This is a genomic window from Paraliomyxa miuraensis (assembly GCF_026337845.1).
Classification (GTDB): domain Bacteria; phylum Myxococcota_A; class Polyangia; order Nannocystales; family Nannocystaceae; genus Paraliomyxa; species Paraliomyxa miuraensis.
On sequence record NZ_JAOVZF010000163.1, the window covers coordinates 700,552 to 714,301 of the forward strand.

General features: G+C 70.0%; 10 protein-coding genes. 5 read left to right on the forward strand and 5 right to left on the reverse strand.

Going from position 1 to position 13,750, the window contains the following annotated elements; all coding sequences use genetic code 11:
* Positions 1-82 precede the first annotated feature (82 nt).
* The 3 genes from OEB96_RS42880 to OEB96_RS42890 form a co-directional block, all read right to left on the reverse strand.
* Positions 83-1,576 carry a protein adenylyltransferase SelO gene (locus tag OEB96_RS42880; RefSeq protein ID WP_266222760.1) on the reverse strand — a complete coding sequence of 498 codons (1,494 nt, stop codon included), beginning with the start codon at positions 1,574-1,576 and terminating at the stop codon, positions 83-85.
* Positions 1,577-1,588: 12 nt separating this feature from the next.
* Entirely contained in the window at positions 1,589-2,584 is a 996-nt protein-coding gene (locus OEB96_RS42885; protein ID WP_266222761.1) for a hypothetical protein, read from the reverse strand.
* A 196-nt stretch (positions 2,585-2,780) separates the two neighbouring features.
* Positions 2,781-3,890, reverse strand: coding sequence for an SGNH/GDSL hydrolase family protein (locus OEB96_RS42890; protein ID WP_266222762.1), 1,110 nt, complete (start codon positions 3,888-3,890; stop codon positions 2,781-2,783).
* A gap of 202 nt (positions 3,891-4,092) precedes the next feature.
* On the opposite strand from OEB96_RS42890, the gene OEB96_RS42895 reads away from it, so the two are divergent.
* From OEB96_RS42895 to OEB96_RS42910, 4 genes are read left to right on the forward strand one after another with little or no spacing between them, the layout of a single operon-like run.
* Positions 4,093-5,865, forward strand: coding sequence for a YncE family protein (locus tag OEB96_RS42895; protein WP_266222763.1), 1,773 nt, complete (start codon positions 4,093-4,095; stop codon positions 5,863-5,865).
* A gap of 6 nt (positions 5,866-5,871) precedes the next feature.
* Complete coding sequence (locus OEB96_RS42900) at positions 5,872-7,506, forward strand: hypothetical protein (protein WP_266222764.1); 1,635 nt, start codon at positions 5,872-5,874, stop codon at positions 7,504-7,506.
* Between the two features lie 20 nt (positions 7,507-7,526).
* A complete protein-coding gene (locus OEB96_RS42905) occupies positions 7,527-8,498 on the forward strand; it encodes a hypothetical protein (RefSeq protein WP_266222765.1) in 972 nt (323 codons plus the stop codon).
* Positions 8,499-8,538: 40 nt separating this feature from the next.
* On the forward strand, positions 8,539-9,810 hold the full coding sequence (locus OEB96_RS42910) for an FG-GAP repeat domain-containing protein (RefSeq protein ID WP_266222766.1): 1,272 nt from the start codon (positions 8,539-8,541) through the stop codon (positions 9,808-9,810).
* A 23-nt stretch (positions 9,811-9,833) separates the two neighbouring features.
* On the opposite strand, the gene OEB96_RS42915 is transcribed toward OEB96_RS42910, so the two are convergent.
* A complete protein-coding gene (locus tag OEB96_RS42915; RefSeq protein ID WP_266222767.1) occupies positions 9,834-10,943 on the reverse strand; it encodes a hypothetical protein in 1,110 nt (369 codons plus the stop codon).
* A 294-nt stretch (positions 10,944-11,237) separates the two neighbouring features.
* On the opposite strand from OEB96_RS42915, the gene OEB96_RS42920 reads away from it, so the two are divergent.
* Positions 11,238-12,257 carry a vWA domain-containing protein gene (locus tag OEB96_RS42920; protein WP_266222768.1) on the forward strand — a complete coding sequence of 340 codons (1,020 nt, stop codon included), beginning with the start codon at positions 11,238-11,240 and terminating at the stop codon, positions 12,255-12,257.
* Positions 12,258-12,270: 13 nt separating this feature from the next.
* Here the strand turns inward: OEB96_RS42920 and OEB96_RS42925 are convergent, their stop codons facing one another.
* Positions 12,271-13,632 carry an FAD-binding oxidoreductase gene (locus OEB96_RS42925; RefSeq protein ID WP_266222769.1) on the reverse strand — a complete coding sequence of 454 codons (1,362 nt, stop codon included), beginning with the start codon at positions 13,630-13,632 and terminating at the stop codon, positions 12,271-12,273.
* Positions 13,633-13,750: the final 118 nt, after the last annotated feature.

Consider the following 13,750-nt stretch of genomic DNA (forward strand, 5'->3'; position numbering starts at 1 on the left):
GGAAATTGCCGAGGCCGTGGGCGGCCGTACGAGCGCCCGTTGGGCTCTGCCTGCCGCCCCGTCGCGCGAACGAACCGACCGATCACCGCCCGCGTGCGCGATTGGGGTGAGGGCCTGGTTGGGGCCCGGGCGAGGACGAGATGGGCTCGCGTCGTCCGAGCGCACGACCCATGGCTCGGACGGCCTCGATCTTGGCATGGAGGGGCTGCCAGTCGTCGCGCTCGTCGATCGCCGACCACAGCGCCTCGACTTCTTCGATGAGCATGGACTCGGGCCGTGTGCGCTGAAGGAAGTAGGGCTCGGCGGCCAGGGCCCAGGCCGCATGCTCGGTGGGCTCGTAGGCTTCCAGCATGGCGCGAACCGGACCGAAGCCGTCGTGCTCGTACGCGACCGCCTCGGGGCTCGAGCCCCAGCGGGTCGTGCTGGCCATGCCGCCGTAGAGATCGAAGAATGCCTGGTCGTAGCCGACTCGGCTGCGCGCGAGGAACACGTACAGCGCATCCACGAGGCGAGCGTCGGACTCACGCCCGCGAGCGCGAAGGCCCAGCCGCTCGAGCACCCCTTCGACGACCGCGGCCTCGAGCCACGAGGAGAACCCCTCGCGAAGATCGTCGAGCAGCTCCCTCGGTGGAGTGACGCCGTCGAAGGTCTCGGCCAAGCGGGTCAGGTTCCACGCGGCCGCCTCGGGCTGGCGCCCGAAGGCATAGAGGCCCGAGCGATCGAAGTAGGCGGCGGTGAACATGGGGTCGTAGCGGGGCAGCCAGCGCCAGGGACCGTAGTCGAAGCTCTCCCCGGTCACGTTCATGTTGTCGGTGTTGAGCACGCCGTGTACGAAGCCGGCGACCATCCAGCCGCCGGTCAGCGCCACGGTGCGACGAGCGATCTCGCCATAGAGCGCGCGGTAGGGGTCGGCGGCGTCGCCGAGCGAAGGGTAGTGGTGCGCGATGCAGTGATCGGCCAGGAGGCGGACGCGATCGGGTCGCCCCTGATGTGCGTGGCGCTGGAAGCTCCCGAAGCGCAGGTGGCTGTGGCCGAGGCGCACGAGGACCGACGAGCGGGTGGGAGAAGGCTCGTCGCCGCGAAGGAGCGACTCTCCCGTCTCGAACAGCGAGAAGGTCTTCGAGGTTCGAACCCCGAGCGCCTCGAGCATCTCGGTCGCGAGGATCTCTCGCACTCCACCCTTGAGCGTCAGGCGACCGTCGCCGCCCCGCGAGTACGGGGTGGTACCACTGCCCTTGGTGCCCAGGTCGAGCAGGCGGCCGTCGACGCCATCGTGGAGCTGTGCGAACAGGAACCCCCGACCATCGCCGAGATCGGGGTTGTAGGCCCGAAACTGGTGGCCGTGGTAGCGCATGGCAAGCGGCAGCGGCAGCGAGCCCGGCAGGGGCTCGAAGCGAGCGAAGGCCGCCTCCCACTCGTCATCGTGGAGCGTGTGCAGCCCGACCCGCTCGGCCCAGCGCTGGTTGCGAAAGCGCAGCGTGTGCTGCGGAAACGCGGCCGGCTCGACCACGTCGAAGAACCCCTCGGGTAGCTCGGCAATGGCTCGGCTGGGCGAGTAGGGGCGGTCCGGTGGCATGGCGGCCGCAGGCTAGCGCGACCGGGCACGAGACGCTCGCGCCGGGCTGGGGCTGCGCGTACGGTGCCCGGAACGGGAGCGGCGCGGAGTTCCGAAGAGATCGCCGGTGCGCTCGACCACGAGGGCTTGGCGCAGCCAGCTCTCGAGTTGCTCGTCGTCGGGACACCGCTCGAGACGGCGACGTTGCGCCTGCGTGATCACCAGGCCCCGCGACTGCAGCACCAGGAGGATCGCTTGTCTGCGAGCATCTCGGCGACCTTCCTCTCGACCCTTCTCTCGACCTTCCTCTCGGCCCTTCTCTCGACCTTCCTTCCGGCCCAGCGCGTGTCCTTCGGCGAATTTCTGCCGACCGATCTTGGTGAAGCTGACATTGGTTCCGATCTCCATCTCTTCCTCCATCTCTTCGAGGGCTTTGGCGCCGACCGACGCCGTGATCAAGTCCAGCAACAGGGTACTTCCTTCACGTTGCTCTTCCAGTCGTTCGTGCACGGCTCGCAGCGCGATCTTGCTGAGACTCCTCGAACCAGGTCGCCGCCCATGCACCATGACCGCCATGGTTGCGAGAGCAGGGTGCTGCCTTGCGTCGTCGAGGTCCATCGTGCAGGGGATCTGTGCGGGCCCAATGACCAACGGCCGTAGGGTCATGCGCCCACGTCCCACGTCGATGGGTCGCGCGGCCCAGCGCGCAGTGCTTTGGTACGGAGTGAGCACGACCAAGGTAGTGGGACACTTGAGCCGAGCGCGTATGCCTGCGAGGTGGAGCGGCCAGGTCCACCACTTGTCATCATCACGCTTGCACTGGATCTCGTTCACGAGCGCTTCCACGGGCGCACCATCGCAGACCCGCTTGACCACCATCGTGCCATCGGCCGTGTGGTCGGCGGCATGGAGCTGCCGAACGGTCTCCGGCCCTTGTAGGACTTCGACATCGTCGGGCAGTTCGATGCCCAAACAACGCCGCAGCAACTCGGGCCAGAGTTCCGGGTATTCGGTCACCAGCTTGACCATCCCTTGATGGATGAACGACGGGGGCATGCCCAATCTCTCAGCAAGATCGGTTCCGGGAGGCACCCTTCATGATCTCGATGAGTTGCGAGGCCGTTGCTCGCGAAGTGGCCAACCGGCGGACCGCCTCGTGGCCAACGGGTGGGCCACCGTGGCCCGAGAGGGTCGAATTCGAGGGTTTCGTGAGAACACGCTCGAGCTACTGTAGCGCGGCGTCCAGCCACGGTCGTAGCCTCGATGCCATCGCCTCGTGGGTCGCGATCGAGGGGTGCGAGTCACAGCCCCAGCCGCGCGGTTCCTCCCAGAGATCGATCCGCTGGACGTCGCGGTCACCCGCGGCCCAGCGGAGCGCAATCGCTTGATCGAGGTACGACTCCACCGTGGCCGTCTCGGACCGCGACAGCATGGGGGCCACCGTGCAGAGGATCGGCGCATCGGGGTGTCGGGCACGAACGTCGGCGAGCAACCCGACGTACCCGAGCACGAAGCGCTCGGCGGAAGGATCCGCATCCGTGGAGAAGTCGTTGGTCCCGAGGTTGACCAGCACCACGTCCGCGGACTCGATCGCAGGCGCGCGAGCGTCGGCCTCGGTGGGCACGGCACGCTCGTAGATCGCGGGCATGGGCTCCACGGGGTCGCCGCCGTAGTTGTGCACCACGCCCTTGCCGGACCAGGCAACGGCGCTCAGCTCCGCCCCCACGGCCTCGGCCGCCAGCGCGGCGTAGCTGCGCAGATGGTTCTCGGTTCGCGGCGAGAACCTGCAGTCGCGAGCCCGCCCCTCGTTGCCGTAGCCCGCGGTGATCGAGTCGCCCACCACCTCGATGCGAGCGGCGGGTGCGGGTGCCGAGAGGAGCGTGCCCTCGACCTCCACGCCGAGCACCTCGGTAGGCCCGAGGTGCCCTTCGGTCCGGCGCCGCAGCACCACCGTGTGCTCCCCCGGGGGGAGACCGTCGACCACCGACCATCGGTGCGATCCCGGTCGAGTGCGCAGCGTCATCGAGGGGCCTCCATCCACGCTCACCCCGTGGTAGCCGGCGCGATCGTCCATGAGGACCGACAGGGCGGCCCCATGGAAGCGAACGACGATGCCGGTTCCTGGCCACCCGTACCGTACGTGCTCGGGTCCAAGCCGCTCGAAGCGACCCACCATGTGCACGAGCTCGGGCCACGGCGGCTCGGCGAGGCGTTGGGGCCGGCCCGTCCCCTCGTCGACTCGGCGAGCCGCGCTCGCTCCTTCTTCCAGGGGCGCTGGACACCCCACCACCACGGCCATCAGTACGACCGCCCATGCCCTCCAGCCACTTGGCACCAGGACCATGCTACGTGAAACGACGTCCTCTCGGCCGCCACGGCGGGATCGCGAGCGCCTCCGCGCCCGTCCACCGCGACATCGATGTCAGGGGGACGGTCCTCACGGGCTGCACCGACTGCGTTTCGATGTTTTCCGAGCCGCTCTATGATCGTCGTCCCGTCTTTGGACACTGACCAACGGCTCCATCGAGGTGATGACCATGCATCGACGACTCCCCACCCTCTCTCTTGCGCTCGGCGCGACCCTGGGGCTCGGCGCCTGTGGGGCCGCCGATGACGGTGGAGCCTTCCCGGCCGATACCGATGGTCTGACGGGGATGGGAGCCGGGAGCGGCGACGGCAACGGCGACGATGGCCACGGCGGCAGCGACGACGGCAACGGCCAGCCCCCGCCGGAGATGGAGGACGAGGGCGACTTCCGCGTCCCGCGGGCCAGCGGGCGCTTCGTCTACTCCGCCAGCGAGACCACCGACTCCGTCGCCGTCATCGACTCCGTCACCCTCGCCATCGACGTCGTCGGCGTCGGCCGCGGGCCCACCGTCGTCGCTCCCCTCTCCCCCAACGGCGAGGTCGCCGTCCTCGACCAGGGCAGCGACGACGTGGCCATGCTCCGCACCGACGACCAGGGCCGCACCACCGTCGAGATCATCCCCAGCTCTCCCGGCGCCAACAACCTCGCCATCTCCCCCGACGGCACCTTCCTCTACGTCTATCACGACGTCGACGGGCCCGAGGAGCAAGGGCCCGGCAGCGACCAGGAGCTCACCGTCATCGACGTCGACGGCGGCCAGGTCTACGAGATGACCGTCGGCGCCCATCCCCGCGACGTCGTCTTCGACTCCTCCGGCAGCACCGCCTACGTCGTCACCGACGATGGCGTCAACGTCGTCCCCGCCGTCGACCTGCCCATGATCGGCAAGCCCGATCTCGTCCCCGTCGTCGACGACCCCGCCATCGACCCCTCCACCCTCGAGATCCAGGTCGCCCCCGACCAGGGGGTGGCGCTCGCTCGCATCGCCGGTGACACTCGGCTGTTCGCCACCGACCTCGCCTCCGGCGAGCGCTTCGACTTCCCGCTGCCCGGGCCCGCCACCGACCTCGACGTGGCCCACGACGGCAGCTTCGCCATCGTCACCCTGCCCTCCACCGCCGGCAGCCACTTCGTGGAGCTCGCCCTGCCGCTGTCGCCTGGCGACGAGCCCATCGTCCACGACGTCGACGGCGAGTACGTCGGCCTGGCCCACCTGTCGCCCGACGGCCAGACCATGCTGCTGTACACCACCGTCGACCCCTTCATGGCCTCGCCGCTGCGGCCCGACGAGGGCTACGTCGACGAGAGCGACCCCTTCGCGGCCACCGGCACGGGTACGGGTTCGACCTCCGGTACCACTGGCGATGCCACCACCTCTGGTGGCAGCTCGAGCGACGACGGCGACGACACCGCCGGCGTCCCTCCCGACATCGACCCCCGCCAGCGCGTCACCATCGTCCGCCGCGGCTCCGGTGCGTGGGCCGAGCGCATCACCCTGTTCGTCGATCACCCCGTCGTCTCCGTCGGCATGGCCCCCGATGGCGCCAACGCCATGCTCGTCCACGAGCAGGATCCCGCCGGCGGCTCCACTCCCTGGTCCTACACGCTGCTCGACCTCTCCAAGTCCTTCCCCGTCAAGAAGCTCCAGATGGTCGAGGCCAAGCCCGGCGCCATCCTCTTCACCCCCGACGGCGACCGCTCCGTCGTCCTGCTCCGCGACGATTCCACCGGAGTCCGTCGCGTCGATCTCGTCGACCTGCGCAGCTTCATCGTCGACGCCCTCGGCCTGGGCTCGCCCCCCGAGGGTGCCGGCTACGTCGAGGCCACCGAGAAGATCTTCGTGTCCCAGGAGCACCCCACCGGACGCATCACCTTCCTCGATCGCGACGGCAACGTCGAGACCGTCACCGGCTACCGCCTCAACGACGCGGTCAAGGACTAGCTCGCCATGTCCCTCCGAAACCACGAACCTTCCGACGGCTCCCCCCTGCTCGAACGCCTGCGACGACCGCTGGCGTCCCTCGGGCTCCACCTCGGCCTCGTCGGGCCCCTGATCCTGCCCGGATGCCTGCCCGACGACCCCTACGCCGACGACCTCGATCTGCTGCCCCCGGTGAGCACTCGCGAGAGCCTCGCCTACGTGGATCAGGCCCGGCACGAGCTGGTGGTCGTACGTCCCGAGGACGACCGGCTCGACATCCTGCGACGCGGCGTGGGCGATGATCGCACCACCGTGCTGTGGAGCCGCGCGACCCTCGACGGCAGCCACGTGATGACCCTGGTCGCGCCGGCCTCCGAGAAGACCGAAGACATCGACGAGCAGCTCTACCTGTTCCCCGCCGACGGCGAGGACGACCCCCAAGTCTACGACGTGCTGGCACCGTTCACCGGGGTCGCGCTGTCGCCCGACGGCCGCCGAGCCGTGCTGCACTTCGGCAGCGGCGTGGGCAGCGGAGCGCTGCAGAACGCCAACCAGGTGGCAATCGTGCCGCTCGATCGAGCACCTGGAGGGGAGGTGGTCCGCAACCTCACCCTCAACGGGTTCGGCGGTCGTCTGCAATCGATCCAGTTTCCCACCCCCACCGGAGCCGAGGGCCCGACCGCGGTCGACGTGGGCGGCCGACCGCTCGAGCTGGTCGCGTTCCTCGCCGAGGGCGAGGTGGTGCTGGTCGATGCGGGCAACGAGCTGACCGACCAGGTCGCGGTCCGCTTCGGCGCCGAGGTCGGCTTCTCACCCGAGGCCACCCTGCTGCGCCCCGGTGACGAGGTGTTCGGCAAGCCCGTGCTGTTCTTGCGCTCGAGCGTGGGCTCGGACGTCGCGATGCTCACCCTGGTCGACAAGTCCGACGAGGCCACCGGCGAGCCCGGGTTCTCGGCGCAGGTGAGCCTCATTCCGGTGGGCGAGCGCGCCACCGACATGGCCACCTACAACGGCGCGGAGACCCCCTATCTGGTCACGGTGGGCAGCAGCGCGATGATCTTCACCGACATCCGCACCCAGGGCAGCTTCTCGGTGGGCACCGGGGCCTCGGTCCAGAACCTGTTCATGCGCGACGCCCAGACCGCGGCCGGAACGATCAAGCAGGCGGTGGCCTGGGCCTCGGGAGGAAACGCGCTCTACACCCTCGATCTCGACGACATCGAGAACACGATCGGGCGCACCCCCGAGCCGCTGGCCATCGAGACCGGCATCCAGGACCTCGTCGTGCTCGACAACGATCGCGTGCTGGTGAGCTCGGGCCTGAACCTCTACGTGGTCGATCTTCCGCTGTCGCAAGTGACCCCGCTGTCGGCTCAGTCGCCCTACGACGCACGCAGCTCGGCCCTCGACGGCAACCGGCTGCTGCTGGGCACGCCCGGTCAAACGTGGGTGAGCACGGTGGATCTGCTCACCCTCAATCCCGAGTCGATGGTGCTCGACGACGCCATCGGCAGCTTCCACTACCTACCCGGCGCCGGAAAGCTGGTGATGGTGCACGCAGACCCCGTGGGTCACCTGACCGTGGCCGACGCCCAGTCTCCTTCCCGCTCCAGCAGCTACGTCGCGTGGGGCTACCTCCTCGACGGCATGCTCGACCCCTAGCGCATGGCGGTGCCTCCATCATGATCACCTCCACGATCTTCCCCTTCCTTGCCACCCTGGGGTCCGCCCTGGGGGCCACCCCGGCGGCCGCACTGATGGCGCCCGCTTCGACCGAGGCCGCCGACGTCGCGTCCGAGACCGAGTCGGAGCCGAGCGCGGCCGAGCCCGGCTCCGAGCCCGCAACGGACGCCGCGAGCGCGCCCGCTCCGGCCCCTGCACCCACGCCGGCCGGGGACGAGGAACCGGCCGCCTCGAGCAATCCCTTTGGCGACGTGACGGGAGCCGAGCCCGCGCCTGCGCCCGCGCCCACATCACCACCGCTCTCCGCCGCGCCCACGCCACCGCCCGCGGCTCCGATCCCACCGCCACCGCCCCGGCCGATCCGCTGGCGCCTCGACTTCGGGGTCGGCCTGGGGGTGTCGATGATCCAGGACCTCGGCTACCGCGCCTTTGCCGAGCGCCGCAACCTGCCCGAGTACGGCACCTCGGTGATGTTCGACTTCCGCCTCGCCGAGGGTCGCATCTTCCTCGGCGGAGGCCTGGCCTACGCCCGCTCGCAGCGCACCGGTGACGCCTACGGTAGCCAGCTCTTGCACTCGCTCGAGTTCCACGAGCCCCGCGTGCTCGGCCGCCTGAGCTTCATGGCCATCGACGGCCTCGACGCCTTCGCCCGCGTGGGCGTGGGCCCCTCGATCGGACAGCTCTCGATGACCAGCCAGCAATATGCCGAGCAAGACGTGGTGATCCCGCGGGTCGATGGACAGGCGGGTCTGAGCGTGTACCTGCCCAAGAAGTGGCTGGCCCGCAAGCAGGCGTCGCGCGTGAGCGCCGGGCTCGATCTGGCGCTCGGCTACACCTGGCGCGGCAAGATCGACGTGCAGCCCACGCTCTCGCAGGGTGACGAGCCACTTCGCGCCACCACCTCACCGCTCGGCGCACTGTCCCTGCACGGGTTCTCGTGGGGTCTGGGCCTGTTCCTGCGGGTGATGTGAGCGCCAGCTCGCCGATGGGGTTATGCTGGGGAGGCTGGACATGAAGGGCGCACGATTCACCACCATGATGGCGATCGGCCTGCTGCTGGCATGCGGCCGCACCGGCTTCGATTTCCCCGAGGACGAGCTCGCCGACGACGGCCTCGACGGCGGCGGCGACGAGCGCGGCAATGGTCCTGGCCATGACGACGGGATTCCCGACGAGGACGAGCCGCGGCTCCCCGACCCGCCCCTCCCCGAGAGCTGCGGCGACGGTGTGGCCGAGCCCGGCGAGCTGTGCTTCCGGCCGCAGGTCGAGTTCTGGTCTCGCATCGATCCCTGTGCGCTCGACCTCGGCGACATCGACGGCGACGGCCACCTCGACGTCGTCACCCCCAACTCCGACTTCGAGCACATCGAGTCCGAGCTGAACCTCACCTCGGTGCTCTATGGCAACGGCCAGGGCTGGCTCGGCGAGCCCGTTGCCTACATCACGGGCGACGACATTCCCGTGGGCGTGCGCCTGGGCGACGTCAACCACGACGGCGGGCTCGACGTGATCTCGGTCAACTCCGACGCGGGCACCCTGACCGTGCTCGTCAACGTGGGTCAGCAGCAGATGGTCGACGCGGGGCGGATCTCCGCCGGCACCATGCCCGTGATCGCCGACGTGGGCGACATCGACGGCGATGGCGTGCTCGACGTGGCGATGACCGCCGCCGACGAGGTCCGCGTGGCGCTCGGCCGCGGCGACGGAAACTTCGAGGCCCCCACCAGCTACCCGATGTCGGGCCTCTTGTGGTCGACGCGCCTGCTCGACGTCGATCGCGACGGCGACGTCGACATGCTGGTCACCAACGCCACCGACGCATACCTGGCCTTCTACTACAACGATGGCACCGGGAAGCTGCTCGACGGAGGCTTCATCGCCATGCCCGGCATGCCGCTGGGGATCGGCGACGCCGACGTCGACGCCGATGGTGATCTCGACCTGCTCATCGCCCACTCGTTCGGCCTCGAGGTGCTGCTCGCGGACGCCGGCGGGTTCGAGGCCGTGGCCCGAGTGGAGGCTGGCGTGGATCCGCGCGACGTGGCGGTGGCCGACTACGACAACGACGGCCGCCTCGACGTGGCGATCGTCAGCTCCACCTCGCAAGACGTGACGATCGCCAGCGGGCGCGGCGACGGGCAATTCGACTATCGGGCCACCTACTCCACCGGCACGCTGCCGTCGGGGATCGAGGCGGGCGACTTCAACGAGGACGGGGTGCCCGACCTCGCGGTGAGCAACCAGCTTTCGAACTCGATCGGGCTCATCTTGAGCGATCCGTAGGTCGTGTTCGAGCGCGCTCGAGATCAGCCGGGTCCGAGCGTCAGCGACAGCTCCTGCGGTCCGTCGGCGGTGCTCTCGAACGTCACCGCCCAGGTGCACGCGGCGAACTCCAGCGTGCCCGCGTCGCCGGCCTCGACCACCTTGGGCGCCGCATCGAGCTCGGAGGAGCCCTCGGCGCAGGTCTGCGGCACCGCTTCCCACCGCACCGCCCCCAGACCCGGACCCGCGCCCATGCCCATCTGCACCGCACGGCGCCCGGCGCCCAGCGACACGCAGCGGCGAATCCACGCCGCCTCTGCGGCCCCCTCCAGCCCCATCGTCTCGGGATCATCGCAGTCGACGCGCACGACGAGCTCGACCGTCACCCCCGACTCGATCGCCACCACCCCGCCGGCGCACGGATCACCCCGTCCAAACCCCTGAGCCCCCGATGCTCGCCACGCCTGCGCCTCGGCCTCCAGCGACGTCCCGAAGTGCCGCTCGAATCGCGTCTCGGCCTCGGCCGCCGTGCCATCGATGCCTCCGCGCATGAACGCAGCCACCGCCTCGGCCCCGTGGACCCGTCGCAGGTGATCCACGAAGTGCACGGCCACGCGGTAGCTCTGCACGCTGCGAAACTCGGCCTTGCTCTGCTGCACCAGCGCCTCCGGCCAGCGCGCCTCCGGCAGCTCGCCGGGCTCGAGCTCCACGTACCGCGGATACGCGTCGCTGCCGTCGATCGCCTCGGCAAACCCCTCCTCGAACATCGTGCGGGTTCGCAGCTCCTGGTGACGCCGCAGCGCATGCACCAGCTCGTGCGAGAGCGCCTCCGGCGTGCTGATCACCGCCGTTGCTCCGCCCTCGCCCAGCGTGCAGCCCACCACCGTCTCGGGATCGTCGGGCACGGTGCAGCGCTCCTCCACCGCGCCTGCACCCAAGGTCACCGGCAAGCGAGCCACGGGCAACAGGCCCGTCTCGGCCCGAACGCGCCGCAATTCGTCATCGACCCAGGTCTGGGTACCCGCGCACAGCCTCGCGCCCTCGACCGCCGACACCACGATCTCCGCCGGCTCGTCGGGGCCGCCCTCGTGATCGAGGTCGGGCTCGGTGCATGCCGTGCTCACCGACACGATCACGCACGCCAGCAGCCCCATGCGCCCCATCGTCGACGAGCCTACCGGCGACTTCCGTGGCCAGGCCACTGTCGTCCACTCGCAAGTGATCCAGCCACCGCGCGATCCTCTCCTCCGTCCCACATCCGGCCACCTGTCGCGAGATCGCACGCTTTTCTTGCAATCCACCCAACTGGCTTCGCACTTGCTTGGCCGCCGCGCATGGCTCGTTCCTCGATCCTCTCACTCGGCCCCCTTGCCCTCGTCCTGCTCTCCGCGTGCGGCGACCCCAGTCGAGAAGACTCCAGCTGGCTCTCGGGAGGAGACCACTCGGGCATGGCCGACACCGATGACGACACCAGCGATGGCGCGGACGACAGCGGCAACCAAGGGGCGGATCTCGACCCCGGCTCCGTGTGCGAGCGCGAGCAGTTCGACCTCGCGGCCGAGCCTCCCTCGGTGATGCTGGTGCTCGACAAGTCCAAGAGCATGAGCGACGAGCGCTGGCTGCACGAGGGCCAGCTGGTGACGCGCTGGTCCAGCCTGCATGCCGTGGTCTCGGAGCTGGTGACCACCTACGACACCACCATCGACTTCGGGGCCACGCTGTTCCCGGCCGTGGCCGCGAACGACGGGTCGGGCTACGACTCGTGGTGCAGCGTGGCCGAGACTCCCGACGTCGCCGTCGCGCCGTCCACCAGCACGGCGATCCTCGCGGCCATGCCGGGCCCCGATGTCGCGGTCAAGGGGGCCACACCGACCAGCGCGGGCATGATCACGGCGCTCGAGCACCTGGCCACGATCGACCAGGGACCACGCGCCGTGATCATGGTGACCGACGGCCTGGCCAACTGCGCCTACGAGGGCGACATGCTGCGCTACGACGAGGACCTGCCCGGGCTGGTGAGGCAGGCCTTCGAGGGGCAAGGCATCCCCACCTACGTGGTCGGCATCGACATCCGCGACGAGTGGGTCGACTACGCCGAGGCCAACGCCCACGAGGTGCTCGACGAGGTCGCGCGCGTGGGCGGAGCGGCGCGTGACGACCAGACCGCCTACTACCCCGCGCAGGACGAGTCGGCGCTGCTCGCCGCGATGGACGAGATCGCCGCGCACATCGAGTGCACCGTGACGCTCGGTGGTCCGGTACCCACCGACGCCAGCTTCGAGGTGTGGGTGGACGACCAGTCGATGCCCGAGATCGGCGACTGTGCCAGCGAGGATGGCTGGCGCTTCACCGACGCCACCCAGCGCTCCACCATCGAGCTGTGTGGCGCCGCCTGCGACGCGCTGCGCGTGCACGGCCAGGTGGAGGCCCAGACCTGCGAGGGCACCACGATCGTGCCCGTGCCGTGAGCCCGCTCGAGGCTCACTCGCACAGCCCCAGCCGCACCCCCTGCGCGCTGCGCAGGCGCCCGTGCGGGTCGTACTTGCGCCGCACCTGCATCCACTCCTCCCAGCGCGGGTACATCCGGCGGAACTGCGCGGCGGTGGCCACCGCGTCCTTGGCCAGGTACACGCGCCCCCCGTTGGCGATCACCACGTCGATCATCGCCGAGACCAGCGCCTGGGTGGCTCCGTCCTTGCGCATGGGGATGTCGACCGCCAGCGAGGTGCCGCGCTGCGGAAACGACAGCATGCCCTCCCCGGCCTCGCCGCAGTCCTTGAACACGGTGACGAACGAGCAGCCGCCCATGCGCTGGAACAGCTCGAGCAGCTCGCGGTAGAGCGCGGCCGACGAGGGCAGCACGCACTGGAACTGGGTGAAGCCGCGGCGTCCGAAGCCCCGGTTCCACTCGTCGAGCAGGTCGAGCTGCCAGAAGTACGTCTCGGGGTGCACCACGTGCGCGACCTTGCGGCGCGAGTGCTTGCGGTAGTAGAGCGCGTTGAGCAGCTTGATGGTGACGGGGTTGACCAGGCCGCTCGGGAAGTCGAACGGCACGCGAACGCTGGGGTTCTTGCGCGGCGGCCTGGCCGGAGCCTCGTCCTTGGTGGCCCAGCGCCCGCGCATCACGATCCCACGGCCCATCGCCGCCCCGCGGGCCGAGGTGTCGATCCACGCCACCGTCATCGGCCACGATGCGCTGGCCTCCGCCAGCGTCTCGATCACCGCCTCGAGGTTGGGTCGCCGCTCGCTCTCCTCGTAGATCCACGGGGTCTCGATGCGCTCGAGCGTCACCTCCACCTCGAGCACGTGCCCGGTCAGGCCCATGCCGCCCAGCGTGGCGAAGAACAGCTCGGGCTCGCGGTCGCGGCCGATCTCGCGGACCTCACCGTCGCCCGTGCGGATCTTGAGCGCGCGTACGTGGCGGCCGAAGCAACCGGCCACGTGGTGGTTCTTGCCGTGGATGTCGGCCGCCACCATCCCCCCCAGCGTGACGTGCCGCGTGCCCGGGGACACCGGCGTGAACCACCCGCGCGGCAAGAGCAGCTCGCGCAGCGTGGCCAGCGACAGCCCCGCCTCGGCCCTCAGCACGCCCGTGCGCTCGTCGAACGCGAGGATCCGATCCGCGAGCGGCGTGACCACCACCGGTCCCGCTGCGTCGCGGGGCGGGAGCGCCGAGTCACCGTAGGCGCGTCCGAGCCCCCGACTGAGCACGGCCGAGCGCGACAGCGCCTCGAGATCCTCGCCACGCGCCGTGTGGCCTTCGATCGCCGGATACCGACCCCAGCCGGTGAGGCTCTCGGGGGCCAGGCCCGAAGGGTTCGTGGTGGGTGTCTCGTCCGGCACCGGGAGTCCAGAGTGGCGCGCTCTCGCAGCCGGAGCAAGGGACGGGCGAATCCACCGCCCAGGACCGGGTCGAGGCGCCAGTCCCAGCTCGGGCAGCTCCGGGATTCCCCTGGCTCCG

Bases quoted from the DNA above. Each gene is read 5' to 3' on its own strand.
- OEB96_RS42910 (WP_266222766.1), top strand. From the start codon at position 8,539: ATGAAGGGCGCACGATTCACCACCATGATGGCGATCGGCCTGCTGCTG.
- OEB96_RS42920 (WP_266222768.1), top strand. From the start codon at position 11,238: ATGGCCGACACCGATGACGACACCAGCGATGGCGCGGACGACAGCGGC.
- OEB96_RS42885 (WP_266222761.1), bottom strand. From the start codon at position 2,584: ATGGTCAAGCTGGTGACCGAATACCCGGAACTCTGGCCCGAGTTGCTG.
- OEB96_RS42915 (WP_266222767.1), bottom strand. From the start codon at position 10,943: ATGGGGCTGCTGGCGTGCGTGATCGTGTCGGTGAGCACGGCATGCACC.
- OEB96_RS42895 (WP_266222763.1), top strand. From the start codon at position 4,093: ATGCATCGACGACTCCCCACCCTCTCTCTTGCGCTCGGCGCGACCCTG.
- OEB96_RS42880 (WP_266222760.1), bottom strand. From the start codon at position 1,576: ATGCCACCGGACCGCCCCTACTCGCCCAGCCGAGCCATTGCCGAGCTA.
- OEB96_RS42900 (WP_266222764.1), top strand. From the start codon at position 5,872: ATGTCCCTCCGAAACCACGAACCTTCCGACGGCTCCCCCCTGCTCGAA.
- OEB96_RS42905 (WP_266222765.1), top strand. From the start codon at position 7,527: ATGATCACCTCCACGATCTTCCCCTTCCTTGCCACCCTGGGGTCCGCC.